Below are 25475 nucleotides of genomic sequence, written 5' to 3' on the forward strand. Positions count from 1 at the left end.
GCGTCGCCCGGAATGCCTTGCGGCCCTGCCACTGTGCGGCGGGATTTCCAGCGGTGCGGCTGCTTACTGGCCAATCCCACCATGTGGCCCTTGGTATGGGTCACCACTGAGTTGAGGAGGCGCCATGCCTGTCATTACTCTCCCCGACGGTAGCCAACGTCCATTCGACAAGCCCGTCACCGTAGCCGAAGTCGCCCAGTCCATTGGTGCCGGTCTCGCCAAGGCCACCATTGCCGGTCGTGTCGACGGCCAACTGCGTGATGCCAGCGATCTCATCGAGCAGGACGCCAACCTGCAGATCATCACCGCCAAGGACGAGGACGGCCTGGAGATCATCCGCCACTCCTGCGCCCACCTGGTCGGCCATGCGGTCAAGCAGCTGTTCCCGACCGCCAAGATGGTCATCGGTCCGGTGATCGACGAAGGCTTCTACTACGACATCTCCTTCGAGCGTCCTTTCACCCTCGACGACCTCTCGGCCATCGAGACGCGGATGCGCGAGCTGATCGACAAGGACTACGACGTCATCAAGAAGATGACGCCGCGCGCCGAGGTCATTGAGGTGTTCAAGTCCCGGGGTGAGGACTACAAGCTGCGCCTGATCGACGATATGCCCGAGGAGCAGGCCATGGGCCTGTATTACCACGAGGAGTACGTCGACATGTGCCGGGGCCCGCACGTGCCCAACACGCGCTTCCTCAAGGCCTTCAAGCTGACCAAGCTGTCCGGTGCCTACTGGCGTGGCGACTCCAAGAACGAGCAGTTGCAGCGCATCTATGGCACCGCCTGGGCCGACAAGAAGCAGTTGGCCGCCTACATCCAGCGCATCGAGGAAGCCGAGAAGCGCGACCACCGTCGCATCGGCAAGCAACTCGATCTCTTCCACCTGCAGGAAGAAGCGCCCGGCATGGTGTTCTGGCATCCCAATGGCTGGACCGTCTACCAGGTGCTCGAGCAGTACATGCGCAAGGTCCAGCGCGACCATGGCTACCAGGAAGTGAAGACGCCCCAGGTGGTGGATCGCATCCTCTGGGAGCGTTCCGGCCACTGGTCCAACTATGCCGAGAACATGTTCACCACGTCCTCAGAAAACCGCGACTTCGCGGTCAAGCCGATGAACTGCCCCTGTCACGTGCAGGTGTTCAATCAGGGACTGAAGTCCTACCGCGACCTGCCACTGCGTCTCGCCGAGTTCGGTGCCTGCCATCGCAACGAGCCGTCCGGTGCCCTGCACGGCATCATGCGCGTGCGCGGCTTCACCCAGGACGATGCCCACATCTTCTGCACCGAGGAGCAGGTGGAGAAGGAAGCGGCTGACTTCATCAAGCTGACCCTGCAGGTCTATGCCGACTTCGGCTTCACCGACGTCGCCATGAAGCTTTCTACCCGGCCGGCCAAGCGGGTTGGTTCCGAAGAGCTATGGGATCGCGCCGAGAAGGCTATGGCTGATGCCCTGGATGCCTCGGGTCTGCCTTGGGAATACCAGCCGGGTGAGGGTGCCTTCTACGGACCGAAGATCGAATTCACCCTCAAGGACTGCCTGGGGCGTAACTGGCAGTGTGGTACCCTGCAGTACGACGCGAACCTGCCCGAGCGCCTCGACGCCAGCTACGTTTCGGAAGACAACAATCGCCAGCGTCCGGTGATGCTGCACCGTGCCATCCTTGGCTCCTTCGAGCGCTTCATCGGCATGCTCATCGAGCATTACGCCGGCTTGTTCCCGGCCTGGCTCGCGCCGACCCAGGCGGTGGTGCTCAACATCACCGACAAACAGGCCGATTTCGCGCAGCAGGTCGTCGGCGAATTGAACGCCGAGGGCTTCCGCGCCAAGGTCGACTTGAGAAACGAGAAGATCGGCTTTAAAATCCGCGAGCATACTTTGCTCAAGGTTCCCTATCTCCTGGTTATTGGAGACCGGGAGGTTGAGACACGATCCGTTGCCGTGCGTACCCGTGAAGGCGTTGATCTGGGCTCCATGCCCGTCGAGCGTTTCCGCGAGCTGCTCACGCAAGCGGTTTCCCGGCGTGGCCGGCAAGAATCGGAGTAATCACTATCAAGCAGCGTGACATGAGACAAGACAAGCGAGCCGCACCTCGGGCACCGATCAACGAAAATATCACCGCCCGGGAAGTTCGCCTTATTGGCGCCGATGGTCAGCAAGTAGGCATCGTCTCCATCCAGGAGGCCTTGCAGGCTGCCGAAGACGCCAAGCTGGATCTGGTGGAAATCACCGCCGACGCCGTACCCCCGGTCTGCCGGATCATGGACTACGGCAAGCACGTCTTCGAGAAGAAGAAGCAAGTCGCGGCGGCGAAGAAGAACCAGAAGCAGGCTCAGGTCAAAGAAATCAAGTTTCGTCCAGGGACGGAAGAAGGGGATTACCAGGTAAAACTACGCAACCTGGTACGTTTCCTAACCGAGGGGGACAAGGCCAAGATCTCGTTGAGATTCCGCGGCCGGGAGATGGCCCACCAGGAGCTGGGCATGGAGCTGTTGAAGCGGGTCGAAGCCGACCTTGCCGAACATGGCGCCGTTGAGCAGCATCCTAAGATGGAAGGACGCCAACTCATCATGGTCATCGCCCCCAAGAAGAAAAAGTAACCACCAGGGCACTGGCAGGCCTTGCGGTTATGCGTAATCACTCAATGCGGAGTATCCGAACATGCCAAAGATGAAAACCAAAAGCGGCGCTGCGAAGCGCTTCATGAAGACTGCTGGCGGCATCAAGCACAAGCACGCTTTCAAGAGCCACATTCTGACCAAGATGACCACCAAGCGTAAGCGTCAGCTGCGCGGTACGTCGCTGATGCATGCATCCGACGTCCAAAAGGTCGAGCGCATGCTGCGCCTTCGTTAATCCTGGTCAAGAATCTAGAGGAAGTTACTCATGGCTCGTGTTAAGCGTGGCGTCATCGCTCGTCGCCGTCACAAGAAAATCCTGAAGCTCGCCAAAGGCTACTACGGTGCCCGTTCGCGCGTCTTCCGCGTCGCCAAGCAGGCGGTGATCAAGGCTGGCCAATATGCCTACCGTGACCGTCGTCAGCGCAAGCGTCAGTTCCGCGCTCTGTGGATCGCTCGTATCAACGCTGGTGCTCGTATCAACGGTCTGTCCTACAGCCGTCTGATCGCCGGCCTGAAAAAAGCGGCCATCGAGATCGACCGTAAGGTACTGGCCGATCTGGCCGTGAACGAAAAAGCGGCGTTTGCTGCGATTGTCGAGAAAGCTAAAGCTTCGCTGGCTTAAGCCCCCCGGCAATCTCGCGCCTCTGGCGCGAAGCAACGTCATCGATAGGGGAAGAGCCTCATAGCTCTTCCCCTATTTTGTATCTGGAGTCCCTAGATGGAAAACCTGGATGCGCTGGTCTCCCAAGCCCTGGAGGCCGTGCGGCTCACCGAAGACACCAATGCCCTGGAACAGCTCCGGGTCAATTACCTGGGCAAGAAGGGTGAACTGACCCAGATCATGAAGACCCTGGGCCACCTCACGGCGGAGGAGCGCCCTCAAGCGGGTGCCCTGATCAACGCCGCCAAGGAACGTGTCCAGGACGCAATCAACAGCCGCAAGGCGACGCTGGAGCAGGCCGCATTGGCCGCTCGCCTCGCCGCGGAACGCATCGACGTGACCCTGCCCGGGCGGGGCCAGGCCTCCGGTGGCCTGCACCCGGTCACCCGCACCCTGGAGCGCATCGAGCGCCTGTTCGCCAACATCGGCTATGGCGTCGCCACCGGTCCCGAGATCGAAGACGACTACCATAACTTCGAGGCGCTCAACATCCCCGGCCACCACCCGGCACGGGCGATGCACGATACCTTCTACTTCAATGCCAACATGCTGCTGCGCACCCACACCTCGCCGGTGCAGATCCGCACCATGGAGAGCCAGCAGCCGCCGATCCGCATCATCTGCCCAGGGCGCGTCTATCGTTGCGACAGCGACCAGACCCATTCGCCCATGTTCCACCAGGTCGAAGGCCTGGTGATCGACGAGGAAGTCAGCTTCGCCGATCTCAAGAGCACCCTGGTGAGCTTCCTGCGCGAATTCTTCGAGGAAGAGCTGGAAGTGCGCTTCCGTCCGTCCTACTTCCCCTTCACCGAGCCGTCGGCCGAGGTGGACATCCGTCGTCCTAGCCGCGACGGCGAACCGGCTTCGCGCTGGCTCGAGGTGCTGGGCTGCGGCATGGTCCACCCCAATGTCCTGCGCATGGCCGGCATCGATCCGGAGAAGTACCAGGGCTTCGCCTTCGGCATGGGGGCCGAGCGCCTGGCCATGCTGCGCTACGGGGTCAACGACCTGCGCCTCTTCTTCGACAACGATCTGCGCTTCCTGGCGCAATTCCGCTAGCCGCCAGACGGGAGTCCTATGAAATTCAGTGAACAATGGCTGCGTAGCTGGGTGAACCCTGCGGCTACGCACGAGGATCTGGTTGCCCGGCTGTCCATGGCCGGCCTGGAAGTGGACGGCGTCGAAGCGGCGGCTGGCAGCTTCCAGGGCGTCATCGTCGGCGAGGTGGTCTCCGTCGAGCGCCATCCCGATGCCGACAAGCTCAACGTCTGCCAGGTCAGCAACGGCCAGGAATCCTTCCAGGTGGTCTGTGGTGCGCCCAATGTGCGGGCGGGCCTGAAGGTGCCCTTCGCCACCGTCGGCGCCACCCTGCCCGGTGACTTCACCATCAAGAAGGCCAAGCTGCGCGGCGTGGAATCCCACGGCATGCTCTGCTCGGCCAGCGAACTGCAGATCAGCGACGACAACAGCGGTCTACTGGAACTGCCCGCCGGTGCGCCGGTGGGTGAGAACATCCGCAGCTACCTGCGGCTGGACGACGCCATCATCGACGTTGACCTCACCCCGAACCGCGGCGACTGCCTGTCCATCGCCGGTCTGGCGCGGGAAGTCGGTGCCCTCTACGACACCGCGGTCGAGCCGCTGCAGGTCGAGCCGGTGGCCCCTGTGCACCAGGAGACCCGCTCGGTCGAGGTGCTGACTCCCGAGGCTTGCCCCCGCTACCTGGGGCGCGTGGTCAAGAATGTCGACCTGTCCCGTCCGACCCCGGACTGGATGGTCGAGCGCCTGCGCCGTAGCGGCGTGCGCAGCATCGACGCCGCCGTCGACGTCACCAACTATGTGATGCTCGAACTGGGTCAGCCCATGCATGCCTTCGATCTGGACCAGATCAAGGGCGGCATCCGGGTACGCCTGGCCGATGCCGGCGAGCGCCTGGTGCTGCTGGACGGCCAGGACATCAAACTGCGTAACGACACCCTGGTGATCGCTGACCACGAACGTGCCCTGGCCATCGCCGGCGTCATGGGCGGCGAGCACAGTGGCGTCGCCGCCGGTACCCGTGATCTCTTCCTGGAAAGCGCCTTCTTTGACACCATTGCCGTGGCCGGCAAGGCCCGTTCCTATGGTTTGCACACCGATTCCTCCCACCGTTTCGAGCGGGGCGTGGACTTCGAGCTGGCGCGCAAGGCCATGGAGCGCGCTACTCGCCTGCTGCTGGACATCGTCGGCGGCGAACCGGGTCCGGTCATCGAGGCGGTCAGTGCCGAGCACCTGCCGCAGGTCGAGCCCATCCTGCTGCGCGCCGAGCGCATCGAGCGCGTCCTGGGGCTGACCCTGGACGACGCCCAGGTCGAGCGTCTGCTCAGTGGCCTGGGTCTGGCCGTGGCCCGCCTGGAAGCCGGTCGCTGGCAGGTGGGCGTGCCCAGCCACCGTTTCGACATCAGCATCGAAGTGGACCTGATCGAAGAGCTGGCCCGCCTCTATGGCTACAACCAGCTGCCGATCCGCTTCCCCCAGGCTCGCCTGGCGCCGCAGCCCCTGCCCGAGAGCAAGGGCGAGCTGAGCCAGCTGCGTCGCCTGCTGGTGGCCCGCGGTTACCAGGAAGCCATCACCTACAGCTTCATCGACGAAAAGACCTTCCGTCTGTTCGCCCCCGAGGCCCAGCCGGTGATGCTGGCCAACCCCATCTCCACCGACATGGCCGCGATGCGCTCTTCGCTGTGGCCGGGTCTGGTCAAGGCCGTGCAGTACAACCTCAACCGTCAGCAGGACCGCGTCCGGCTGTTCGAGTCGGGGCTGAGATTCGTCGGTCAACTGGATAACCTGGTCCAGGAAAACGTTCTGGCCGGTGCCGTCTGTGGTTCCCGTCTGCCGGAAAGCTGGTCCTCCGGCCGTGAAGCGGTGGACTTCTTCGACGTCAAGGCCGATGTCGAGGCGTTGCTGGCCCAGTCGGGTGCGGGCACTGACTTCCGCTTCGTGGCAGGCGAGCATCCGGCGCTGCACCCGGGGCAGACCGCGCTGATCGAAAGGGCAGGGCAGCCGGTCGGCTACCTGGGCGCTCTGCATCCGGAAGTGGCGCGTGAGTTGGACGTGGACCGTCCGGTGTTCCTCTTCGAGTTGGTGCTGGATGCCCTGACCACCGGCAGCCTGCCGCGCTTTGGCGAGCTGTCGCGCTTCCCGGAAGTGCGGCGTGACTTGGCGCTGGTGGTGGACGAAACCGTCGCCGCCGGAGACCTCTTGGCCGACATCCGCGAAAACGCCGGAGAAGGCCTCAAGGAGCTGCGCCTGTTCGACGTCTACCAAGGCAAAGGCATTGATCCACATAGAAAAAGCGTCGCTATCGGCTTGACCTTGCAACATCCATCGCGCACATTAACCGATGAAGAAGTCAACGAAACGACGCAGAAAATCCTCGTTTCTCTGGAAAGAAGGTTCAACGCCACGTTAAGGAAATAGCGCATGGGGGCCCTGACGAAAGCTGAGATGGCCGAACGTCTGTTTGAAGAGCTCGGTCTGAACAAACGTGAAGCCAAGGAATTGGTCGAACTGTTCTTCGAAGAAATTCGTCATGCGCTCGAAAGCAACGAGCAGGTCAAGTTGTCCGGTTTCGGCAACTTCGACCTGCGCGACAAGCGCCAGCGCCCCGGACGCAATCCCAAGACGGGGGAGGAGATACCCATCACGGCGCGCCGTGTGGTGACCTTCCGCCCCGGGCAAAAACTCAAAGCCAGGGTCGAGGCCTATGCTGGAACCAAGTCATAACGACGAGCTGCCGCCCATACCGGGCAAGCGCTACTTCACCATCGGTGAGGTGAGCGACCTTTGCCTGGTCAAGCCGCACGTGCTGCGCTACTGGGAACAGGAATTTCCCCAGTTGAACCCGGTGAAGCGCCGCGGTAATCGGCGCTACTACCAGCGCCACGACGTGCTGATGATCCGCCAGATCCGCGCACTGTTGTACAACGAAGGCTTCACCATCGGCGGGGCGCGGCAGCGTCTCACCCAGGGCGACGAGACCCGCGACGAGGGTTCGCAATACCACCAGCTCATCCGCCAGATGATCAGCGAACTCGAAGAAGTCCTTGTCGTACTGAAGAAGTGAAAAAAAGCTTCCATTAATCAAAGCGTTGCAGTAAGATGCACGCCGTTCCCTAGGGGAACACAGTCGGGGCGTAGCGCAGCCTGGTAGCGCACTTGCATGGGGTGCAAGGGGTCGAGTGTTCGAATCACTCCGTCCCGACCAAATTAACGAGAAGGCTCAAGCACTTAGTGGCTTGGGCCTTTTTCGTTTCCAGGCTTCAATCAAAACAGAATCAAAATCCAATCAAAATCAGCTAGCGATATCGCTGATATCCAGGTCCGGCACGGCGTCCACCCAGACCACCTCGTCGTGGTCGCGCTGGTAGTTCTTAGTCATGTCCGCGCTGGCGTGCCCGGCGATCTGCTGAGCCTCCCGACCGGCACGCTGGTACAAATGCAGCGACAGCGCCCGCACCTCGTGGAAGCCCGGCATTTCCTCCTCGCCCCACCCCTTGTAGCAGCCCGCCGCATCCCTCGCGTCCTTGAATGCCCGGGTCAGGAACCGCTCCTCGATCGCCGTCCAGTGGTCCTTCCTCTGGGCCTGCTTCTGCTTCAGCCGCTCCGGCTTACGGTGGATCAGGTAGGGCGATAGCACCTCGTCCCGGCACCTGGTCAGCACGGCCTGCAGCTGCGGCGTCACCTGGAAGCGGATCCAGGCGGCGTCCGAGGCCTTCGAGGTCTTCTGCTGGACCACGTATAGGAAGCCATCCCGCACGTCGTCGAACTTCATCCCGAGAATATCGCTGCGGCGCTGGGCGGTGATCAGGGCCAGGTCGATAGCGTTCTGCAGCCAGCGCGGCGAATTCGCCCGGATCGCCTTCAGCCCTTCGATGGTGTGCCGCCGGCGCGCCTTCTTCTCGATGCGCGATATGGTGTTCTCGGCCGGGTTGTCCGGCACGAGGCCCTTGGCCGCGGCGTGCTTGAAGACGTCGACCAGGATGGCGCGCGCCTGGTTGGCCGCCCGCGGCGTCATCGGGTCCAGGAAGTCGGCGATCATCTTGATGGTGATCTGGTCCAGGGGCTTGGCGCCCATCGCCGTGTCGATCTGCCGGATGCGGATGGTGTAGAGCTCCAGCGTGGCCTTGGCCAGCTCACGTCCCGGCAGGATGTTCGTCACGTAGGTGACCAAGAACTGGTGCATGTTCACCGTCTCTCCCAGCACTCCGGCTACCAGGTCGGAGCCCGCCATCAGGCGGCTGTTCAGCTGCTTCGCCGCCTGGATAGCCCGCTGCCTATCGTTCCCCATCCCATGCCACGTCCCTGTGTCCGGCCGGCGGTACTTGAAGCTCACCCCGCCGTTGTTCTCGTAGAGGTTGGGCGGCAGGCCCCGGTTCTTGATCTTCCTCGGCCTGGCTGCCATCACGCGGCTCCTCGTAGGACTGCATCCACCAGATCGTCACCGGTGCGCTGCTGGTAGGCGGCCCAGTCGACGTACCAGAGCTTGCCAATCTGCTCGCCTGGCAGCTTGTCGTTCCGGAGCTGCTGGCGGATAGCCTGGGAGCACATAGGGGTGCCGTTCTCGCCCCAGACCCGGCGCTGGAACTCGCTCACCTTGATCAGCTCTCGCTTCATGGGTCACTTCCTCTTGAACTCGTTGCACCGGACCGCTGCTACGCCGTCCGGATATCGCTGGATGACTGGCATTTGCCCGAAGGGCAGGGCGGAGCAGTCGCGCGCCGCGTGCTGGCAGGCAGCGCACATCGATCCCTTCGGCTGGTGCGGCTCATCAGGTGAGCCGATTGCGGGCGGTGTGCGGGTCATGGCTTCACCCTCACGCCGGCGGCTTCGATGGCTGCGCGGCAGTCGTCTATGGCTTCGTCGTACTGCTCGGCTTCCGGCAGGACGAACCCGTTGCCTACCTGGCAATGCGGGAGATGGCTGATCTTCGCCGGCAGCTCGACCACCAGCGCCTGGCGCGATGCCTGCCATGTATCCCAGCGCTCCTGAATGGTTCGAAATACGTACCCGTCGTTCTGGTCTCTGGCCAGCATGTCCAGGTCTGGCTCACGGCCTTGCCAGAAAGTGGCTAGGTACCACGCCTCAAACTGCTCTCTCGAATCGCTCATTGCATTGCTCCCGCTAATTGACGGGCGAAGGGGGCCTGCTCGCCCAGGAGCCGCTCGCGGTTACGCCGGTTCTCCCGCTCGCGATCCAACTCCACGGCCAGCCGTCGGGACCGCTTGTTGGCCTCGCGTAGGCGCGATAGGACCTCCATCGGGTCCCCGGCGTTGGCCATGACGCGCACCAGCAGCCACTGCTCCCGAGCGTGGTCGGCCTCCTGGCGCCAATCCGCGTAGGCGCGCTCAAGCTCGTCGTACCCCAGGCGGAAGAACTCAGCCAGCTTTTCCGATTCACCCTGGTGTCCATAGGCGTCGGCCTCGATGCGGACGACTGGGTATTTTTGGTCATCTTCGTCTATACACCCGACGATCCACATGTAACTGGCCTGAGAGCTCACCCACGTATCGGTCAGCGACCCGCTCCAGTTTGCGATTTCACGGGCCGCATCGCGCAGCTGCTGTACGAGGATGGTCATGGCTGGGCTCCTTGAGCAGAGCGGCGAAGGTCAGCGAGCACGTCAGGCAGGGCAGCCAGCACGTCGCGGGTCGTGGGCAGGTGGCGCAGGCAGATCCATGGGCACTCCAGGTAGCCTTCATCACCCTCGGTCATCTGGTCCAAATCCACGTCCATGTAGTGATCGCGCACCAGGTCCTTGAGCGAGTCCCAGGCGGTGCATTCGTGCCACTCAGGCTCGTAGTAGCCCTCCATGGCGCCGACCATCACGGTGCCGGCCCATGGGTGGATGTAGCTCTCACTCAGATGCACGATCGCATCGCCCCTGCGGTTGCGGTACTCGATGTCGCCCTTCCAGCCAGAGAAGTGTGGGATGGTCGATCGCCGCCAGTGCTTGCGCTCGAATCCGAGAGTGTTGGTGTAGCTTTCCTCGGCATCGGCCCGGAACTGCTTGCGGCTGTCACCGAGGGCGGCCAGGTGCGGTGCGGCGCGCTTCGACAGCTTCTTCAGTATTCGAAGATTCATGGGCATGACTCTCTAATCCCGCGCCAGGGCGCAGGTTCAATGGGTGGAGGGGTTAGGGGATCAGGCGGACTTGCGTGGCCTGCCGCCCTTGCTGAAGGGAGGCAGGTTCAGCTGGCGGCGATAGTTCAAGACGGTGTACTCGGAGCAGCCGGTTACCTGCATGATCTCGCGAGGCGCTGCGCCGGCCAGCAGCATTTTGATCACGGTACTTTTGTGAATTGGCTTGCCACTCATGGCGCCACCCGCGGGCGATCAAATCCGTCCTCACCGGCGCGCCATCGGTCATGGCCGATGCACCGGCTTTGCTCAGTTGCGCCAGGGCCTTCGTCGAAGACGTGATCGGTGCCGACGACCGCATGGCAGCTCGGCTCCAAGCCGCCAGCTAGGCATTCATCGGCGAACTCGTCGTATGCCAGCGGCGAGTCTTTGCGGAAGGGGCATTGCTTGCATGGGCGTCTGCACATCATCGCACCTCCTTCTTGTCGTCGCCCTGGGCGCGCATGGCGGCGTCGATGCGGCGCACCGGCATCAGTCCAGCATGCCACCCCCAGCCGATACCGAGTTGGCGACCCTCGCTCATCGGCGTCCAGGTGGTGCAGTCGTCCCGCAGCAGCTCGTCCGTTGCCTGGATGATCTCGCCGACACGCAGCAGCCGGTACTGCACCGCCTCATCCCCATGCGCGGCTGGGCCGATCCGTTTGAGGATGCGCTCAGCCCACCAAGCCGGGTCACCGATTACCGTTCCGGCTGGCATTTCGGCAGCCAGCCAGGTTCTGAAGCTATCCCCATGCGCGGCGGCAGGTGTGGCGGTGACAAAACAAACTGCGGACGATCCTTCCACCGCATGCGAATAGAAGTGATAGCTAGCGGTCTCGTTGTCGTCGGGCTCAAGTCGCAGCCACCCTATCGGCTCACCAGCGGCGGGCTGGGTGGCGAGGGCGGCGCGGGCCTGCCAGGTTAGCCAGCAGCCCTGGACATCTCGCTTGAAATAAATAGGGTCGCTGCAATCGGTCTTCTCAGTCGAGCACCCCTGGGAGTGCATGAACTTTTCAAACGCCGCCCGATCATCCCCGGCCTGCGCGCCCTTGCCAGTCATGCGGGCTTCGATAGCGGCCCAGGTCGGCTCGTACTCCGGCCAGTCGCTTTCGATGACCAGATAATCGCGACGCGGCAGCTCTGGTCCTAGTTGGGACATAGCCTGGATGAACGGCACACGCACCACTGGGGGGAGTTGATCCAGGTCCTTCCGCTTGATGACGATGTAGCGGTCCTCGCGCTTGAACTCGCCGGCCTGCGCGCCCTGGGCGTCCCGTCTGGCTTTGAACGCTGCGGACATCTCGTCCCACCATGACGGCATCCAATCCTGCGGCCTGGCTTCCTGCTGCTCGGCCTGGGCGGTATTAGCGTGCATTGCCAGGAAGCTGCTGGTCAGCCTTACACATTCCGCTGCCGTGCTCAGGTAGAACGCTCCACCCTCTGCGATGTAGCGGAATTTCTGCTGGTAGATCCGGATCTCGCCAAGCGCTTCCGCCAGCTCTGCCTCCATTCGCGCCAGGGCCTCAGTCAGGCTCGGCAGCGCGTGATCCAGGATGGCCGCAGCCTGTTCTTCCGTGCAGTGACGGCCGTCCAGCTCGCCCTCAATGGCGCAGATCAGCGCCTTGCAGCTCTGTTTCAAGTTCATGGGTCAATACTCTGTCGGCACGCCAGATGGCGTGAGGGGAGGGGTTAGGGCAGGGCGGCGAGCAGCCGGCGGCCGATCCAGCGCACGACCGGGACGGCCTTGCTGTTGCCGATCGCCTTGTAGCGAGGGCCGTCTGGGCATTCGGAAGCCGGGCGACCGCGCCAGGGGATCAGCGTGTGGTCATCGGGGAAGCCCTGCAGCCGCTCGCACTCGCGAGGAGTGAGGCGTCGAACACCGCTTTCGGCGGGCACCATGGGCTGTCCGCGCCCGGTGCCGTCCTCGCTGGCGTCAAAGCCTTCGGCCTTCAGGGTATGGGCGATGTCGCCGGTCACGCAGACCCCATGCTGCGCACCAGCTTGGAGGGTGAACATCGGATCGGCTGGGTTTCCGATTCCTATACCTGCCCGAGGGTCATTGGTGCTCGCACCGGTCCGCTTTCCTACTTCCAGCAATGGATACGCGACTGCAACTTGGCCGCCGGCGTTGGCGTGGCTTTCACCGTGCCCCATGGCCCGCAGCGTGGGCGCGATGTGGCCAACGTCCGCACCATGGTCCTTGCAGCTGAAAGCCAGCACAGCGTTCTCCTGTCCCTGGTTCCTGCCCAGGGCATGGGCCAGGCCCTGGGTGACGTCGGGATCCTGGGTGCCATGCACCACGAACGTCTCGGTCTCGGCATCCATGCGGGTGCCACCCGGGTGAGCGCTGAGTGCCGTGCTCACGTCCGTAGCTTGGCAGTTGGCGCCGCCGCCGAACACCAGCAGGGATTCTCGAGATTCGTGGTCGCCATACTGGTTCGTGGTCAGAGGAGCCGCTACGCAGGGCAGGTCGTCGGTGCTGTACCCGCCGTGCTTGCGAGCGCCGCCAGTAAGGGTCCCGGCAACGTTCGGCGTCTCGCCTCGGCTCGGCGGATGATCCCGGCGCAGGCCTTCGCGCTCAAAAAGTACCGATGCGGGATCGAAGTCGCTTCGAGCACTCGCCACAACGAACACACGGCGGCGTCGTTGGGCCAGGCCGAAATATTGGGCATCCAGAATCCGCCACGCGACTGCTCGCCGGGGTCCATACACACAACCAGCGTCCGCCCATCTCTTCCCTGGCGGCTGGAGTTCTTCGGATTCGCCCACCAGGGCCCCGAGGAAGCAGCCGAACGCGTTGCCCTTGTCGCTGAGCACTCCTGGGACGTTTTCCCAGACGTCGATGCTCTCTGGCAGTCCGCGCTGGACTCGAACATGGTCAATTGCATCTGCGAGCTCCACGTATTTGATGGTGAGGGCGCCGCGCGGATCGGCCAGGCCTTCGCGCATGCCCGCCACGCTGAAGGCCTGGCAGGGCGTGCCGCCGACCAAGACGTCAGGCGCCTCGATCTTGCCGGCCAGCACCAGGGCGGCGAGACGGGTCATGTCGCCTAGGTTCGCGGTCTCTGGATACCGGTGCGCCAAGACGGCGCTGGGAAAGGCTTCGATCTCGGCGTACCAGGCGGCACGCATACCCAGCGGGTGCCAGGCGACCGTAGCAGCCTCGATGCCGCTACAGACTGATCCATAGCTGACGGTCATGGGTGCTCCTGATTGTTCAATCGCCACAGAAGCAACCAATGGCTTCGTCCACCTCTTCGGCGAACAGCACCTGCTGCTGGCGGGCGTAGGCCTGCATCTCGGCGTAGCTGGGACGGTCTTTGCGGAAGGTGACCGCACGGCCACCGGACTCGACTAGCGTTTCCAGCCGGGCCCACCAGTCCGCGCTGCGGAGATCAGACTGGATGATGCTGTAGGTCTGCTGCCTGCCCTTCAGGAAGCACAGGTCGCAGTTACCCAGGAGAGTCTTGCCGTTGACGGTTGGCAGCTCGAGGCGGAACGGCTGCTCTGCCCAGAAGCTATCAATGTCGGCCAGGGTCACTCCTGCGTCTGCCAGCGGCAGCCGCATTTGCTCCCGTGGCGTCTCGGTGCTGGTGCCGCGCTTTCGGATCTTAGCCACCCGCCGATGCTCATCGGCGCGGATGCCTACCATCTGATCCCACTCGCCATCGCCATCCGCCCAGCCGATAGACTTCAGGTACCGGTGCATCGCGCGGATCTTCAGCTCGACTGTGCAGTAGCGTGTCACCGGGTTCGGCAGGTAGCGTCGCTTGCGGATCGCCGCCTCGAAAGGCTCTCCCTGGCGGCTGGCGGTAGCGAAGTCGACCAAGGCATATCCGGCGTCAGAGTCTCGAAACTCTACCCAAATCACCCCCAGGCCCCACTCTTGGTCGCAGCGCTGAACGAAACGCAGAGTTTCCTCGCGCTCCTTGCCGGTATTGGCGAATAGGTAGGTGATCTCCTTTCCTGGGTTCGCCAACTGCACTTGGCGCGCCATGTAGGCGCTGGTGCGTCCGCCGGAAAAGCTCAGGGCCGTTCGGCCGTCGACGTGGTAGGGGTTCATGGATCATCCTTACGCCGCGCCGCGGCTCTGCTCTATGTGGGCCCAGGCGCCGAACTTCTCGAACAGCTCGTAGGCCCGCGCTTCGTCAAGGCCGATGCCGCTGGTGTTGGCTATCCAGCCGCTGCTGACCAAGTGCCGGGTGTTGCAGCCGTCGCGTAGCTCGCGGCAGAAATGCTCGAGCACGTCGGTCAGCTGATTGGCGCGGTAGATGCTGCTCAGTGCGATCTCTTCGGCCTTGATGTACTGGGCGCCTTGCTGGTCGCGGCACATGACCGCGAAGTAAACCGTCCAGGGGTAGGCGAAGTCGCAAAAGGCATCGGCGACCATCCGCACCTGGCTCAGGGCAATCGGCTTGCCATCGCGCAGGCTGATGAGGCGCTGATCCACCAGATCGGGATGGGCCGGGCGGTCGATGTTCATCACCGCCACCTGGCTGTTCGCCAACAGGGCGCGGCAGTTACGGGCCAGGCGTGCTTGCGTGTTGTTCGGCTTGCGCTTCTTCATGGGGGCGCTCCAGGGACCGGAGTAGGTCGGAGAACGTGGTGGCGTGCTTGTCGGCGGCTCGTTTCTTCGCCCGGGACTCTGCAGCGATACCCCGCACCCGGGGCGCCTCGCTCTGGTAGTCCTTGGGCATACGCGGCTGGCTGCGCGCCAGATAGGGCAGGATTGCGACACGGCCGCCGGCGGTCAGATGCTTCCGCACGTGCTCCGCCAACTCCTCCCGGTCATCGACCTTCCGCGCCAGGGCACTGGTGTGATGGGTCATCATGTTGCTGGCCTCGACTCGTGCAGGGTCAGCGCCATGATCAGCTGGGCCGCCTCGTGCCGGGCGTCGTGCAGCGCGTGGTGCCGGATCCCCTCGAAGGGCAGGTCAGCGGCTTCCCAGTAGAGGTCCAGCAGCGTGCGCATGCAGCGCTCGTTGCGGAAGAACCAGGGCGCGTCCCGCCTGAAGGCTCGATAGGCGCTGGTCAGGATGGTGCACTCGAAGCTCGGGCCTTTGCCCCAGACCAAGAACCGGTCGCCGGCGGCGGTCTGCTGCAGCCAGGCCTCAAGGTCTGTCAGCGCCTGGTACAGGCTGCCGGCCTCCTGTGAGCCGTCGACCTCCTGGCGCGCGTCCACATCCTGGCGCATCCACCATTCCATGGTGTCGCCGTCGACAGCGCAGCCGACGTCCAGCGCCGTCTCCAGCTGCACACGGACGTAGAACTCGCCCACTGGTACTCGATCCCGCACCGCCACCGCGCCGATGCTCACGATGGCAGCATTGGGCAGGGTGCTCATGGTCTCGAGGTCGATCACGACGTCCAGCCGGCTCATGCCGTCAGCTCCCGATCAGCCGCGACGAGCTTGTCGGCCAGACCGTGGGCTGCCTGCCACTTCGCCAGGGCGTCACCATGCTTGGTAAGGCTGCGGCAGTGCACCAACTCGCGACGGTGGCCGCTGTGGACAATCCGGCGGCCGGTTTCGAGCTGAACAGTGGATACCTGCGCGCAATCCACAACGGCAGGGTGAAGCAGAACCTGTGCGCTCATGGCGAAGGCCTCGATGGGGAAGGGGGAGAAAAGGGCCAGGCCGCGCCGCTGGGGAAGCGGTGATGGTGCGACCTGGCGAAAAGGGTGCCGGCGGCAGGGTTTCCCCTGGGCCGGCGGTGATGCAGTGCCAGCTCCTGTTGGCGCTTGCCAGCTGGCGCGACGTCCGGTCTTCTGCATCGGAAAGGGGTGGCCGGTGCTGATCTCCGGCTTTGTGGTCCTCGCCGCAGCAGGCACCACGCTCTCTGCGGCTCTCCGTTGCCCGTCAGCCCGGGCGTCTCACCCCTTTCCGATACAGTCCCCGTGACGTGGGGAATACGGCCAGGCCCTCGGCGGAGGTAGAAGCTGGTTACCAATGCCAGGCTGCCGGTGATGTGCGCTCCGCCGGCTGGCGCTCCTGGATATCCGCGCGCGGCGGCCCGCCAGGTCGGGGCTAGATCAAACGGTAATTTCTGGTTGTTCGGCGCGGCGCGTCATCCGAACTTGGGCGGTCCGGCGCTCAGGCGCTCGGCGGTCGCGGCGCATGGGGTCTTCATCGAGTGCGGCATGGGCCAGCACCAGGGCGGCCAGGGCCACGCATAGTGGGCTGATCAGCTGCCGCTTCATGGCCTCGGCCACGAGCTGGGTAGCTCGGTTGACGCCCAACTTGTACATGGCGCTGGCCTGGCGCTTGCGCACTCCGCCGATGCTGATCTTCATGTCCCGCGCCAGCTCTTTTTGGGTTCGGCCCGATGCCAGGCCAATCACGCATTCCAGCTCCCGTGGAGCCAGGCCCATACCCAGCCGGCCCTTCCATTCGCCGATAACGATCATGAGTTTTCCTTACGCCGGGTTGGCGTACTGCTGGATGAGGTCTTCGAAGCCGGCCAGCGTTCGCTGGAAGTAGAGCCGAAGGCCGGGACTTTCCGCTTGCTGCATCTCGCGGCGGTACATGGCGGCCATGTCCTGGGCGTGCGGCAGCATCACGGTGGTGCGGATAAACGGGTCGGGACAGGCTTCCATCGTTTCGCGAAGCCAAACGGAGTAGGGGGTCATGGGGTGGCCCTCACTAGGCGAATGCCGCGGGAGATACCCGGCAGCAGCTTCAGGAATCCTTTCTTCTCCAGCGCCGCCAGGTGCTCCTGGGCGCCGTTGTGCGATGACATACCCATGGCCTTGGCCAGTTCAGCACGGGTAGGCGGGTATTCGTTCTGGCGAATGAAGGCCGCGACCGCCTCCAGCACCTGCCGCTGTCGCGGCGTCAGCTCGTCGGCCATGGCGGCCTCCTATTCGGCTTCAATGAACTCACCTTCAGCGTTCAGCGAGTACCAGACGTCAGGCAGGATGCCGTTCTCGCCGACTTTGCTTGCTCTAATGTTGATCAGGGCGCCTTCGTCATCGCGGTAGCAGAGAACAATCGCGCCGCCCGCCGAGGCACGAGCTCTTCCCTCTGCGCCGAATACAGCCGCTACAGACTCGCGGCCTGACACCTCGGCCGCCGACTGGTACCCGGTGTTCGTCGCGGCGGACCGGTGCCCGGTGTTCGTCGCGGCGGACCGGTGCCCGGTGTTCGTCGCGGTCGACTGGTCCCCGGTGTTCGTCGCGGCGGACCGGTGCCCGGTGTTCGTCGCGGCCGACCAGTTCCCGGTGTTCGTCGCGGCGGACCGGTCCCCGGTGTTCGTCGCGGCGGACCGGTCCCCGGTGTTCGTCGCGGCCGACCAGTTCCCGGTGTTCGTCGCGGCGGACCGGTCCCCGGTGTTCGTCGCGGTCGACTGGTCCCCGGTGTTCGTCGCGGCCGACCAGTTCCCGGTGTTCGTCGCGGCGGACCGGTCCCCGGTGTTCGTCGCGGTCGACTGGTACCCGGTGTTCGTCGCGGCGGACCGGTCCCCGGTGTTCGTCGCGGCGGACCGGTCCCCGGTGTTCGTCGCGGTCGACTGGTCCCCGGTGTTCGTCGCGGCGGACCGGTCCCCGGTGTTCGTCGCGGCGGACCGGTCCCCGGTGTTCGTCGCGGCGGACCGGTCCCCGGTGTTCGTCGCGGCGGACCGGTGCCCGGTGTTCGTCGCGGCGGACCGGTCCCCGGTGTTCGTCGCGGCGGACCGGTCCCCGGTGTTCGTCGCGGCGGACCGGTGCCCGGTGTTCGTCGCGGCGGACCAGTCCCCGGTGTTCGTCGCGGCGGACCGGTGCCCGGTGTTCGTCGCGGCGGACCGGTCCCCGGTGTTCGTCGCGGCGGACCGGTGCCCGGTGTTCGTCGCGGCCGACCAGTTCCCGGTGTTCGCCTGCTCAAGCGTCTTGTCTAGCCGAGAATTAATCCATTCAACGGCCCGCATGACCATCGTAGGAATGCTGATCTCAGCTTCGATAGTGATTCTGCCGCTTGCGATCTTGCTGTCCGACTCATGCCGGCTAAGTTGACCACCTGCGGTTACAAGGGCGAATCGACTTTCGGACGGAGCGTAATAACTGAAGACGTCAAGCGGATACTCGCAAGCGTGAAAGCCAGCGGCGCAAGCCTCTACATCGCCAGCGTGCTCGAATGTCTTTCCAACTTCGTATTGGTATCCACGGCATTTCCAGTCTTTGTCGAAGCCCTTGTAGGCCACGACGTTTTCTTCGGTAGATTTTTTCTTGCGGGTCATTTGGTTCGTTCCTTGTCGGTTGTCTTCCCATCTGGCCCTGTCTCCAAGGCCAGCGAGGAAAACTGCTATGCCGGTGTTACGCGCCACCGCCGGCTGGGCGACTACTTGTTCGGGGGATCTGAGATCCCAACAGCCACCCGCGCTGGTATGCCGGTGGCTCTCCATTTCGGTGCTTTACGCTGCACACCTTGGGGGAGGCGTCCCATCTCAGGAGGTTGGCTTTAAGCCCTGGGTCTCCTGATCGCTACCCGGGGCTGCCCGTGGGCTGCCTGGCAGTTGTCGCTGCCGATGGGTGAAATATAGGAATACCCGTAAAACTAGTCAATGGGTGTTCCCATATTTTTTTATGGGCGAACCCGTTGAAAGACCGCTTCGCTTGGGATACTGTTTATTTGTACAGTATAATTGCGAGGGAGGTCACACCATGTCTAAGTCCGCCAAACAGTCGATTTCAGCTCAAGAGCGCCTATCCATCCGCATCTCAAACATGATCACGTCACCCAAGGCTCAGCTCGAGCGGCGGGTGCGGGTGCATCAGCTTGATACCGATCCGGACGAGGTCTGGGAGCTGGTGTTGGAATCGCTGGCGGAGTCTCCCGAGCTGGGCGTGACCTTCGAAGACGATGGCGACGTGACGATCAGGTGGGAGCCCGAGTCGCGGGAAGTGACGGACGAGGGCGAGACGAGTGTGGAGCAGATCGACGGCTGACCTGCCGAACGGAAAGGCCCTGGGCGCCCCGCGCAGTATCATGGCGCCCGCATCAGCTCAGGAGACGCCCCATGCCCCACAATCTCGCCAACCGATCAGCAGACGAACGCCGCGCCATTGAGGCCCGGAAGGCCGAGCTGTTCCGGTATTAGAAGGAGAACAAGGACCGCAGCTACGCCGAGGCGGCGCGGATTTTTGCCGGGAAGGAGAAGAAGGGGAATGCTTGGGTAGAGAAGGAGTTAGCCAGCTTGCAGCCAGACCAGTTCAGGAACATGGTGCGGTCGGAGATCAGCCGTCTGCAGAGCGGGAAGCCGAGGGAGTAGTGCAGATACAGAAAGCCCGGCGCGGGGCCGGGCTACGGAGCTTTGTCGGCGCTATGAATCTTCAACTCGCAATCGGAAGGTGCGGGATGAAGCGCGCCGCAGCAAAAGCTAGGCCGGCAAGAACGACAGCGGTACCAATGAACCACTTAGTCTGAGCATGGAATGAATCAGATATGGTCACCTTCAGATCGGACAGATCCGACTTGGTCACCATCTGCTTCTCAATGCCATCAAGTTTGGTTTCGACACGAGCCAGCCTTTCCCTGATGTCAGGGATCGCTTTTTCCAGCGCCGCTACACGAGATTCCAAGGCATCGCCTCCAGGTGGTTGACCGCCAGTATGGCCCCCTCCGGACCCATTGTCATTCCCACCCGAGGAGTTGCGCTCCTTGCGCAGCTGATCAACCTGACGCTGGAGCAGTTCCAAGCTGATATTGCTCATGATCGGTCCTTGAAGAACTGCTTGATATCAGCTTCGGAGATGTTCTTGATCGATTTGTCGAGATATTCAATCATCTCGTCTACACGCGCCAATGACTCATCGGCAAGCTTATGGGTTTCTTCGCTTACGTTCGGCTCGTTCTTCAAAGCCTTTGATAGCAGCATGATGGTTCTCAGCTGCATCGTCGACATTATGAATAGGCTTCCCAGGTTTTCACTGATTAGCTCTGGAAAGCTTTTGTCCTTGCCACCTTCTTCCGCCATGTTTTCTCCTAATCCAGCCAATTCGCCAGCTGGCAAGTAACAGACACTGCCACGAACACAGCGATAAACCAGGCAATCGGTCTGGCGCCAGGCCGGCCATGCCAGACGTCTCTCCAGAATCGAATCGCGTTCATGGGCACCTCCTGTGCCTATAGAGTCAGACGCGGTGGGCGTTCCAGACGAGCAGGATTCGCCCCTTGATGTAGATGTCATCCCGCGTCACGTAGCGCGGATCGTGATGCCGATTGTCTGAGATGACCTTGAGCTGGGTCTCGTCTTCAAGCTGCAGGCGCTTGATAAAAAGCATGTCGCCCTGGGTGAACAGATAGATTCCGTCGCCGATGAACTCGTCAATGCTGACGTCGATGAGTAGAGGGTCCTTATCCTGGATCGTCGGTTCCATCGACTGGCCCCACCCTGTGATCATCTTCAGGTGGAACGGACTCTCGTAATCCACGCCTAGGCGGCGCAGATGCTCCTGACTGACCGTTACGTCGCGCAGCAGCTCGATGTAGTCAGCCGGGATCTGACCGCCGCCCATTGCCGCCCGGACGTCGTAGTGGGGGATGTGGATCTCATCGCCCACGGCGCCAGGCCGGGAGAAGTCTGCGCTAATCACGTTGCCGCGCTCGGCAGTGACCACTGGCTGATCCTCGGCCGCGGCCTGGATGCGCTGGCGAGCCTCTTCGGATAGCCCCTTGCCATGCTTGCGCAGCATCTCCCGAACGATGTCTGAAGAGCTCGCCCCCATGCTGGCAGCGGCTTCTCCCAGTAGGCCCGAAATCATCTCGCCCTTGCCCTCAGCAAGCCACATCGTGTCCACGCCACAGGCGAGCGCGAGCTGAGCTACGAAAGCGGTCCCTTTGGACTTTCCGCGCTCTAGGTCTGAGATTGAGGTCTGGGTAAGGCCGGATGCTTTCGCGAGCTCTGCCTGATTGAGCTGAGCGTGCTTTCTGGCTGCCTTCAGGCGGTCCTTGAATTCCATCCGCCGAGTATTACGGGCACGCCCATATCCTTGCAAATCGGCATTCCCATAATCTAGGATATGGGAATTCCCGTAAGGAGGGACAGCATGGACAACATCTTCCTGCGCCTGGTGAAGCACTTTGGCACCCAGGAGCTGACCGCCGAGGCCCTCGGAGTCGACCAAAGCACTGTTTCTGGATGGGTTCGCGGCAAGCACGGCATGTCTCCAGTGGTCGCCAAGCGCGCTGAGAAGCTCACCGGCGGTTCCTTCAGCAAGGAGCAGCTGTGCCCCTCGTTCCCTTGGTCGGCGTTTGCCGCCTGACCATGGAACCCATTATCCGCGTCATGGCGTTGCGCCATCAGTCATGCGGAATAGCTGTAATTCCGTCCAGTACGCGAATCGCAGGCACAAAAAAGCCCGGCTGCAACCGGGCTTCGAAGTAACGCAACAGGTGAACATTATGAATCGTTTCGCTGCAGATGCAAGCGGCAAGGCTGGGCGACATGGCCGGTGACTGGATCAAGTTCGAGCTGACCACCCTGGACAAGCCCGAGGTGTGCCAGATCGCTGATGACGCCAATATCGATCCAGACGCGGTGGTGGGCAAGCTGCTCCGCGTATGGGGTTGGTTCGACCAGCAGACCTCGGAAGGTAACGCTCCGAGCGTTAGCAAGCGGTTACTCGATCGCCTAGTAGGCGTTACTGGCTTCTGCGATTTGATGCGCAAGGTCGGCTGGATGGTTGAGGCCGACGGCGTCATCAGCATCCCCAACTTCGAGCGCCACAACGGGAAAACCGCCAAGAACAGGCTTCTCACGGCCAAACGCGTTGCCAACCACAAGGCCGCTAACGGTAAAGGTAACGCTCGCAGCGTTAGCGATGCGTTACCTAGAGAAGATGTAGAGAAGAGAGAGAAAGAGCAAGAGCCAAGAGCTGGCGCCGCAGCGCCGCAACACCAGGCCGAAACCGCTCCCGAGGCCGATCGGGCCAAGACCCGGGCAAGCCGCCTGCCGAAGGACTGGTCGCTCCCTGACGACTGGGCCGCCTGGGCTCTAACCGAACGTCCTGAGTTCACCGAACAGCAGGTCCGTGCCATCGGCGCCACATTCGCCGACTTCTGGCACGCCAAGGCCGGCAAGGACGCCTGCAAGCTCGACTGGCTCGCCACCTGGCGCAACTGGATCCGCAACCAGAAGTCCCCAGCCGGCAACGTCCGTCAGCTGCCCAGCCGCCACGTCGGCCTGAACGACCAAGACTATTCCCGCGATCTGGAGGCCAACGGCGATGGCACCTACCGGTTTTAACTCGATCCTCGAACGCACCCAGCGCCTGGCGGGCATCGTCGGCCAGGAACAAGCCACCTGCGATCGCCATGGCGCCTACGAGGCCCAGGTCTTCCGCGATGACCGCCGCTCCGGCTGCCCGGCCTGTGCCGAGGAAGCCCGGGAGAAGCGCGAGGCGGAAGAGTGGGCTGCTCAGCGCCGACAGGGTGCCGTGGCCAAGCTGGAGCGACGCCTGGGCAGCTCGATGATCCCGCCGCGCTTCACCGGCAAGACCTTCGAGTCCTACCGGGCCGAGACCCCCGAGCAGAAGAAGGCCCTTGCCTCCTGCCGCCGCTATGCCGAGCAGTTCACCGAGAACGCCCAGGGCGGGCGCTGCATGCTGCTGCTGGGCAAGACCGGCACCGGCAAGACCCACCTGGCCGCCGCCGTCGCCCAGCACGTCATCCGCGAGCACGGCGCCACGGCGATCTACACCACCGTCAGCCGTATCTGCCAGCACATCAAGGGCAGCTTCGGCAGCGACGCCAGCTACACCGAGGCCCAGGCCATCGAGCTGTTCGCCCAAGCCGACCTGCTGGTGATCGACGAGGTGGGCGCCAGCCGCGACAACGACTTCGAGCGCATGAGCATCTTCGAGGTGGTGAACAAGCGCTACGAGGAGATGAAGCCGACCGTGCTGGTCTCGAACCTCTCCGCCGCCAAGTTCGAAGCGAGCGTGGGCGACCGCACCGCTGACCGCCTGCGCGAGGGTGGCGGGTTCGTCCTGCTGTTCGAGTGGGAAAGCGCCCGGCGAGGTGCTGCATGAAGGCCTGCTGGATGGTCCTGCTCCCCAATCGCGCGCCTTTCGCAATGGTCGGCGCCCAAATCAACCGCGACGAGGCGCTGACATGCGCTCGCATCATTTGGCCGGAGGCCGACGTAGCATGAATCACAACTTCAAGCCGGGTGATCTGGCAATCCTCCTGACAGATGTTGGCCCTTTGGTTTCAGGGGCGGTAGTGACTCTGGTGTGCCTGGTGCCCGCTGGCTACCGGTTCGAAGCATTGATCAGCAACGTAAGCAAAGGCGAGGCGGTTCTTGATCGGCCCATGTGGAGGCTGGACCACCAAGACATTCCTCAGGGTGAGGGTGCTATGGCTCCAGAGTCCAAACTGATGCCGTTGCGCGGCGATCGCCGGCAGGAGCAGCAGCAGCCGCAAAGCAAATACGAGCTGCTCGACGATCTTGAGGCCGACTTCGAGATGCGAGGCATCCCCGTATGATGTTCACCCAAGAGGAATACGACGCCGCGCGCCGCCTGGCATACGACCAGGGTTTCAACCGTGGCTCTGGCATGGACCCCGCTGTCCAGCACACCGAGGCCTACATCCACTTCCGCGAGCAGGAGCTGGCCCGGCCGGTGAAGCGCGAGCGCAAGGCCCCGGCACCGCGCCGGCCGATGGGTGACTTCCTGGGCGATGGCGAGGGCCGCGGACTATGAAGGGCCGAAACCCGAGCGCGGCAGAGAAGCGCTTCCACACCGCTCTGGCCGGCCTAGGCTGCATAGCCTGCCGGATGGATGGGCGCCACAACCCCATCGTCAGCATCCACCACATCGACGGACGCACACGGCCTGGCGCCCACATGCGCGTGCTGCCGCTGTGCGCTGGGCACCACCAGGATGGAACCGGCATGCCAGGCCTGATCGCCGTCCATCCCTGGAAGCGCCGTTTCGAGGATCGCTATGGCAGTCAGGACGAGCTACTGGAGCGTTGCCACGAGCTACTGGCTCAGGCTGGTGCCGCATGACCGGAATAGTCCTGCCGTGGCCGCCGAGCAACAACACCTACTACCGGAGGGTCGGCGCCAAGACCCTGATCAGCGAGAAGGGCCGCCAGTACACCCGCGCTGTCACGCAGCTCTGCGCTGTGGCCAGGTTGGCCCGTAGGGAAGGGCGCCTTCAGGTGGTCATCACAGCCTGCCCGCCGGATCGCCGCCAGCGCGACCTGGACAACATGCTCAAGGGCCTGCTCGACGCGCTCACTCATGGCGGCGCCTGGATCGACGACAGCCAGATCGATGACCTGCGCATTGTCCGCGGCCCGGTGACTGCCGGCGGGACGGTATCCATCGAGATTGAGGAGATCCCGGTATGAACCACCCAGCACAAGACCTGGCCGGCCTGGCTCGGCAGATCCTCGGTCACTCACTGGTTGTCTTCCTTAGCCGCCACGACGAGGCCCATCAGGCGGCACCGGAGAATGCCCGCGAGCTGATCGCCGAGATCAATGCCCTTGCTGCCCAGCGCCTGGCCGCCGCCAGTGACGAAGACCTACGCCGCCGGCGGATGGTGCTCCAGTCGCTCTATACGAACGCCGCCGGCACCGCACACGCCTGCCGTGGCTACCAGTCGGCCCGGCGCCCTGGTTCTCGTCTCGGTGGCCGCATCTGGAAGGACCGCTCCAGCGTCAACAAAGCAGGCGAGCAAAAGGCCCAACGTGACATGTCACGCGCCTTGGGCGAGATGGAAGACATCCAGAAGGAGATCGACCGGAGGGCCAATGCGCAAGCAGCACGGGCCTGAGCTCAAGCGGCGCCAGGTGCCAATCACCCGGTGCCTTGACTGCCGAGGCCGGTGCGTGACCGCAGGGCTGTTCCATGAGCTGCCGTGCGCCAGCTGCAACGCCACCGGCTGGGTCGATCACACCACCGGCCAGGCGCTGCCTCTGGAAGAGATCGTCTTCACCCTGAACCACCGCCTGCTGCATCTGGAACAGCAGCTGGCAACCCTGCAGCGGACGCAGCCGACCCAAGAGAACAACCGCCGCGGGCCTGGCGCCTCGCACCGAACTGGAGATTGAACC

At 63.3% G+C, this 25475-nt stretch carries 38 protein-coding genes and 1 tRNA gene; 19 read left to right on the top strand and 20 right to left on the bottom strand.

Annotation, left to right across the window (positions count from 1 at the left end; all coding sequences use genetic code 11):
* The first annotated feature begins 124 nt into the window (after positions 1–124).
* The 9 genes from thrS to CCZ28_RS23945 all read left to right on the top strand — a co-directional run bounded on the left by thrS (position 125) and on the right by CCZ28_RS23945 (position 7526).
* Positions 125–2047: a threonine--tRNA ligase gene (gene thrS, locus CCZ28_RS23905; protein WP_140221197.1), complete on the top strand. Its 1923-nt coding sequence runs from the start codon at positions 125–127 to the stop codon at positions 2045–2047.
* Positions 2048–2067: 20 nt separating this feature from the next.
* On the top strand, positions 2068–2601 hold the full coding sequence (infC, locus tag CCZ28_RS23910; protein ID WP_140221198.1) for a translation initiation factor IF-3: 534 nt from the start codon (positions 2068–2070) through the stop codon (positions 2599–2601).
* Positions 2602–2662: 61 nt separating this feature from the next.
* On the top strand, positions 2663–2857 hold the full coding sequence (gene rpmI, locus CCZ28_RS23915; RefSeq protein WP_058762411.1) for a 50S ribosomal protein L35: 195 nt from the start codon (positions 2663–2665) through the stop codon (positions 2855–2857).
* Positions 2858–2887: 30 nt separating this feature from the next.
* The gene (rplT, locus tag CCZ28_RS23920; protein WP_058762410.1) at positions 2888–3244 is read left to right on the top strand and encodes a 50S ribosomal protein L20; all 357 of its coding nucleotides are present in this window, start codon (positions 2888–2890) and stop codon (positions 3242–3244) included.
* A gap of 96 nt (positions 3245–3340) precedes the next feature.
* On the top strand, positions 3341–4342 hold the full coding sequence (gene pheS, locus CCZ28_RS23925; RefSeq protein ID WP_058767129.1) for a phenylalanine--tRNA ligase subunit alpha: 1002 nt from the start codon (positions 3341–3343) through the stop codon (positions 4340–4342).
* A gap of 18 nt (positions 4343–4360) precedes the next feature.
* The gene (gene pheT / locus CCZ28_RS23930) at positions 4361–6739 is read left to right on the top strand and encodes a phenylalanine--tRNA ligase subunit beta (protein ID WP_140221199.1); all 2379 of its coding nucleotides are present in this window, start codon (positions 4361–4363) and stop codon (positions 6737–6739) included.
* A gap of 3 nt (positions 6740–6742) precedes the next feature.
* Positions 6743–7045, top strand: a complete 303-nt coding sequence (gene ihfA, locus CCZ28_RS23935; protein ID WP_007159196.1) for an integration host factor subunit alpha — start codon at positions 6743–6745, stop codon at positions 7043–7045.
* Positions 7026–7385 carry a MerR family transcriptional regulator gene (locus CCZ28_RS23940; protein ID WP_058762407.1) on the top strand — a complete coding sequence of 120 codons (360 nt, stop codon included), beginning with the start codon at positions 7026–7028 and terminating at the stop codon, positions 7383–7385. The genes ihfA and CCZ28_RS23940 overlap by 20 nt, the downstream gene beginning before the upstream one ends.
* Before the next feature lie 64 nt (positions 7386–7449).
* Positions 7450–7526, top strand: a tRNA-Pro gene (locus tag CCZ28_RS23945).
* A gap of 87 nt (positions 7527–7613) precedes the next feature.
* On the opposite strand, the gene CCZ28_RS23950 is transcribed toward CCZ28_RS23945, so the two are convergent.
* The 17 genes from CCZ28_RS23950 to CCZ28_RS25255 form a co-directional block, all read right to left on the bottom strand.
* Positions 7614–8723, bottom strand: a complete 1110-nt coding sequence (locus tag CCZ28_RS23950; RefSeq protein ID WP_140221200.1) for a phage integrase Arm DNA-binding domain-containing protein — start codon at positions 8721–8723, stop codon at positions 7614–7616.
* Positions 8723–8935, bottom strand: a complete 213-nt coding sequence (locus tag CCZ28_RS23955) for a hypothetical protein (protein WP_140221201.1) — start codon at positions 8933–8935, stop codon at positions 8723–8725. Before CCZ28_RS23955 ends, CCZ28_RS23950 begins: the two co-directional genes overlap by 1 nt.
* 185 nt (positions 8936–9120) lie before the next feature.
* Positions 9121–9429, bottom strand: coding sequence for a hypothetical protein (locus tag CCZ28_RS23960; protein ID WP_140221202.1), 309 nt, complete (start codon positions 9427–9429; stop codon positions 9121–9123).
* Positions 9426–9899, bottom strand: a complete 474-nt coding sequence (locus CCZ28_RS23965) for a hypothetical protein (protein ID WP_140221203.1) — start codon at positions 9897–9899, stop codon at positions 9426–9428. The genes CCZ28_RS23960 and CCZ28_RS23965 overlap by 4 nt, the downstream gene beginning before the upstream one ends.
* Entirely contained in the window at positions 9896–10402 is a 507-nt protein-coding gene (locus tag CCZ28_RS23970) for a hypothetical protein (RefSeq protein WP_140221204.1), read from the bottom strand. The genes CCZ28_RS23965 and CCZ28_RS23970 overlap by 4 nt, the downstream gene beginning before the upstream one ends.
* A 60-nt stretch (positions 10403–10462) precedes the next feature.
* On the bottom strand, positions 10463–10636 hold the full coding sequence (locus tag CCZ28_RS24530) for a hypothetical protein (protein ID WP_167509276.1): 174 nt from the start codon (positions 10634–10636) through the stop codon (positions 10463–10465).
* Between the two features lie 229 nt (positions 10637–10865).
* A complete protein-coding gene (locus tag CCZ28_RS23975; RefSeq protein ID WP_140221205.1) occupies positions 10866–12083 on the bottom strand; it encodes a hypothetical protein in 1218 nt (405 codons plus the stop codon).
* Positions 12084–12127: 44 nt separating this feature from the next.
* A complete protein-coding gene (locus tag CCZ28_RS23980; RefSeq protein WP_140221206.1) occupies positions 12128–13639 on the bottom strand; it encodes a DNA cytosine methyltransferase in 1512 nt (503 codons plus the stop codon).
* 16 nt (positions 13640–13655) lie between these two features.
* A complete protein-coding gene (locus tag CCZ28_RS23985; RefSeq protein WP_140221207.1) occupies positions 13656–14501 on the bottom strand; it encodes a phosphoadenosine phosphosulfate reductase domain-containing protein in 846 nt (281 codons plus the stop codon).
* 9 nt (positions 14502–14510) lie between these two features.
* The gene (locus tag CCZ28_RS23990; protein WP_140221208.1) at positions 14511–15005 is read right to left on the bottom strand and encodes a hypothetical protein; all 495 of its coding nucleotides are present in this window, start codon (positions 15003–15005) and stop codon (positions 14511–14513) included.
* Entirely contained in the window at positions 14959–15270 is a 312-nt protein-coding gene (locus tag CCZ28_RS23995; RefSeq protein ID WP_140221209.1) for a hypothetical protein, read from the bottom strand. The genes CCZ28_RS23990 and CCZ28_RS23995 overlap by 47 nt, the downstream gene beginning before the upstream one ends.
* Positions 15267–15818: a 3'-5' exonuclease gene (locus tag CCZ28_RS24000; RefSeq protein WP_140221210.1), complete on the bottom strand. Its 552-nt coding sequence runs from the start codon at positions 15816–15818 to the stop codon at positions 15267–15269. Before CCZ28_RS24000 ends, CCZ28_RS23995 begins: the two co-directional genes overlap by 4 nt.
* Entirely contained in the window at positions 15815–16033 is a 219-nt protein-coding gene (locus tag CCZ28_RS24005) for a hypothetical protein (protein ID WP_140221211.1), read from the bottom strand. The genes CCZ28_RS24000 and CCZ28_RS24005 overlap by 4 nt, the downstream gene beginning before the upstream one ends.
* A gap of 435 nt (positions 16034–16468) precedes the next feature.
* Complete coding sequence (locus tag CCZ28_RS24010) at positions 16469–16843, bottom strand: helix-turn-helix transcriptional regulator (RefSeq protein ID WP_140221212.1); 375 nt, start codon at positions 16841–16843, stop codon at positions 16469–16471.
* 9 nt (positions 16844–16852) lie between these two features.
* Positions 16853–17065 (bottom strand): hypothetical protein, encoded by a 213-nt coding sequence (locus CCZ28_RS24015; RefSeq protein ID WP_140221213.1) that lies wholly within the window; start codon positions 17063–17065, stop codon positions 16853–16855.
* Complete coding sequence (locus CCZ28_RS24020; protein ID WP_140221214.1) at positions 17062–17286, bottom strand: LexA family protein; 225 nt, start codon at positions 17284–17286, stop codon at positions 17062–17064. Before CCZ28_RS24020 ends, CCZ28_RS24015 begins: the two co-directional genes overlap by 4 nt.
* A 9-nt stretch (positions 17287–17295) precedes the next feature.
* Positions 17296–18810, bottom strand: coding sequence for a DUF7666 domain-containing protein (locus CCZ28_RS25255; RefSeq protein ID WP_437179184.1), 1515 nt, complete (start codon positions 18808–18810; stop codon positions 17296–17298).
* Positions 18811–19069: 259 nt separating this feature from the next.
* On the opposite strand from CCZ28_RS25255, the gene CCZ28_RS24030 reads away from it, so the two are divergent.
* Positions 19070–19354: a DUF1654 domain-containing protein gene (locus CCZ28_RS24030; protein WP_140221216.1), complete on the top strand. Its 285-nt coding sequence runs from the start codon at positions 19070–19072 to the stop codon at positions 19352–19354.
* Between the two features lie 384 nt (positions 19355–19738).
* On the opposite strand, the gene CCZ28_RS24035 is transcribed toward CCZ28_RS24030, so the two are convergent.
* From CCZ28_RS24035 to CCZ28_RS24045, 3 genes are all read right to left on the bottom strand, one after another.
* Positions 19739–20119 carry a hypothetical protein gene (locus tag CCZ28_RS24035; protein WP_205894619.1) on the bottom strand — a complete coding sequence of 127 codons (381 nt, stop codon included), beginning with the start codon at positions 20117–20119 and terminating at the stop codon, positions 19739–19741.
* Positions 20116–20382, bottom strand: coding sequence for a hypothetical protein (locus tag CCZ28_RS24040; RefSeq protein WP_140221217.1), 267 nt, complete (start codon positions 20380–20382; stop codon positions 20116–20118). The genes CCZ28_RS24035 and CCZ28_RS24040 overlap by 4 nt, the downstream gene beginning before the upstream one ends.
* Before the next feature lie 157 nt (positions 20383–20539).
* A complete protein-coding gene (locus tag CCZ28_RS24045; protein WP_140221218.1) occupies positions 20540–21367 on the bottom strand; it encodes an XRE family transcriptional regulator in 828 nt (275 codons plus the stop codon).
* A gap of 87 nt (positions 21368–21454) precedes the next feature.
* Between CCZ28_RS24045 and CCZ28_RS24050 the strand changes: the two genes are divergently transcribed.
* The 9 genes from CCZ28_RS24050 to CCZ28_RS24090 all read left to right on the top strand — a co-directional run bounded on the left by CCZ28_RS24050 (position 21455) and on the right by CCZ28_RS24090 (position 25472).
* Positions 21455–21670, top strand: a complete 216-nt coding sequence (locus CCZ28_RS24050) for a transcriptional regulator (protein WP_140221219.1) — start codon at positions 21455–21457, stop codon at positions 21668–21670.
* Positions 21671–21852: 182 nt separating this feature from the next.
* Positions 21853–22653 carry a hypothetical protein gene (locus CCZ28_RS24800; RefSeq protein WP_240795199.1) on the top strand — a complete coding sequence of 267 codons (801 nt, stop codon included), beginning with the start codon at positions 21853–21855 and terminating at the stop codon, positions 22651–22653.
* Complete coding sequence (locus tag CCZ28_RS24060; protein WP_140221220.1) at positions 22634–23437, top strand: ATP-binding protein; 804 nt, start codon at positions 22634–22636, stop codon at positions 23435–23437. Before CCZ28_RS24800 ends, CCZ28_RS24060 begins: the two co-directional genes overlap by 20 nt.
* Before the next feature lie 118 nt (positions 23438–23555).
* Complete coding sequence (locus tag CCZ28_RS24065; RefSeq protein ID WP_140221221.1) at positions 23556–23894, top strand: hypothetical protein; 339 nt, start codon at positions 23556–23558, stop codon at positions 23892–23894.
* Complete coding sequence (locus tag CCZ28_RS24070) at positions 23891–24112, top strand: hypothetical protein (protein ID WP_140221222.1); 222 nt, start codon at positions 23891–23893, stop codon at positions 24110–24112. The genes CCZ28_RS24065 and CCZ28_RS24070 overlap by 4 nt, the downstream gene beginning before the upstream one ends.
* Positions 24109–24420 (top strand): Ref family recombination enhancement nuclease, encoded by a 312-nt coding sequence (locus tag CCZ28_RS24075; protein WP_140221223.1) that lies wholly within the window; start codon positions 24109–24111, stop codon positions 24418–24420. Before CCZ28_RS24070 ends, CCZ28_RS24075 begins: the two co-directional genes overlap by 4 nt.
* On the top strand, positions 24417–24767 hold the full coding sequence (locus CCZ28_RS24080; RefSeq protein WP_140221224.1) for a RusA family crossover junction endodeoxyribonuclease: 351 nt from the start codon (positions 24417–24419) through the stop codon (positions 24765–24767). The genes CCZ28_RS24075 and CCZ28_RS24080 overlap by 4 nt, the downstream gene beginning before the upstream one ends.
* Positions 24764–25195 carry a hypothetical protein gene (locus tag CCZ28_RS24085; protein WP_140221225.1) on the top strand — a complete coding sequence of 144 codons (432 nt, stop codon included), beginning with the start codon at positions 24764–24766 and terminating at the stop codon, positions 25193–25195. Before CCZ28_RS24080 ends, CCZ28_RS24085 begins: the two co-directional genes overlap by 4 nt.
* A gap of 55 nt (positions 25196–25250) precedes the next feature.
* Positions 25251–25472: a hypothetical protein gene (locus tag CCZ28_RS24090; RefSeq protein ID WP_140221226.1), complete on the top strand. Its 222-nt coding sequence runs from the start codon at positions 25251–25253 to the stop codon at positions 25470–25472.
* Positions 25473–25475 lie beyond the last annotated feature (3 nt).

The organism is Pseudomonas oryzihabitans, from assembly GCF_006384975.1.
GTDB classification, from domain to species: domain Bacteria; phylum Pseudomonadota; class Gammaproteobacteria; order Pseudomonadales; family Pseudomonadaceae; genus Chryseomonas; species Chryseomonas psychrotolerans_B.